The sequence below is a fragment of the Methylocaldum sp. genome, assembly GCF_035627495.1.
Taxonomy (GTDB): domain Bacteria; phylum Pseudomonadota; class Gammaproteobacteria; order Methylococcales; family Methylococcaceae; genus Methylocaldum.
Genome location: NZ_DASPLO010000060.1, coordinates 1 through 1,073 on the forward strand (window position 1 = coordinate 1; position 1,073 = coordinate 1,073).

General features: G+C 51.4%; 2 protein-coding genes. One reads left to right on the top strand and one right to left on the bottom strand.

From position 1 onward, the window contains the following. Nucleotides 1–294, top strand: a 294-nt coding sequence (locus tag VEB01_RS04970; RefSeq protein WP_324873344.1) for a hypothetical protein, incomplete at its 5' end; no start/stop codon positions are given. 78 nt (nucleotides 295–372) lie between these two features. On the opposite strand, the gene smbP is transcribed toward VEB01_RS04970, so the two are convergent. Next, on the bottom strand, nucleotides 373–732 hold the full coding sequence (smbP, locus tag VEB01_RS04975; RefSeq protein ID WP_324873346.1) for a small metal-binding protein SmbP: 360 nt from the start codon (nucleotides 730–732) through the stop codon (nucleotides 373–375). Between the last annotated feature and the right edge of the window lie 341 nt (nucleotides 733–1,073).

Sequence of the window (1,073 nt, forward strand, 5' to 3'; positions counted from 1 at the left end):
CCATCCCGCTTGCGTCCCATGACCAGCGGCCGCGACAACACTGAGCTTTTCTCTGTCATAGGTGTCCACCTGCTTATACGTGGACACCATCCTTACCTCTTTTCCGCCACCATTCCAGACGTCGTTAAAGGAGCGCTTACGCTTGCTTTCGCTTCAAGTAGTCATGCCGAGGAACTACCGGTCGATTACTGCAAAGACCCAACCATTGCAGTCGATTGGGAAAAACAGCTTATAGATCCCGTCGTCGTTAAGCTTTACGTCTTACGATTCCAACCCGTGAGCAAAAGCAAATAAGGAAAGCCTGACCCATTCCTCCTAACTATGTTCCTCTACCGCCGACGCCCTAGTGACGACCCGCCGCTAGCTATCGGTTTATCCACCGAGACCGCTTAATACCGCGTCAAGATATTCGACCGATTCTTTGGCCTGTTCGGTCGCTTTATTGGCATCGCCTGTCTGGCCTTGATTAATAGCGTCTTCCAAACTTTTGGCAGCTTTATCCAAATCTGGAAGAGACTTTGCTTTTTGCGCCATTCTGACGTGCTCCAAGCCGGTCTGAGCATGTTGCACCAGTGCCTTCGCATCGCCCTTTTCGCCCTGCGTCACAGCGATGGTTACATGCTGGCGTGCTTCTCTTACGTGTTTGACGTAGTTCGCCTCCATTTGAGCAAAGCCTAAGCCGGTCAAAGCCAACGTCGTCACTAAGGACACAGCGATAATGATGCGTTTCATCTTTCACCTCGTAGTTTCCATTTCTCATTTCCAACATGGCACAACCCTGGAGAAATGTGGCACAAGCCGCACTTCACCCTCTTCATAACGAGGGCTATACGTACAAGAGGGTAGAGCAACGGAAACCAAGCGCAATGATAACTATCAATGAAAGTAAGCGCTCCTTTAACGACGTCTGGAATGGTGGCGGAAAAGAGGTAAGGATGGTGTCCACGTATAAGCAGGTGGACACCTATGACAGAGAAAAGCTCAGTGTTGTCGCGGCCGCTGGTCATGGGACGCAAGCGGGATGGGCGGCGTTGCTACGACCCGGAAGCGAAACGGGAGTTGATCGAAGCCTG

What these genes read in the sequence shown, in the direction of transcription:
- smbP (WP_324873346.1), bottom strand. Translation starts at nt 732, where the DNA reads ATGAAACGCATCATTATCGCTGTGTCCTTAGTGACGACGTTGGCTTTG.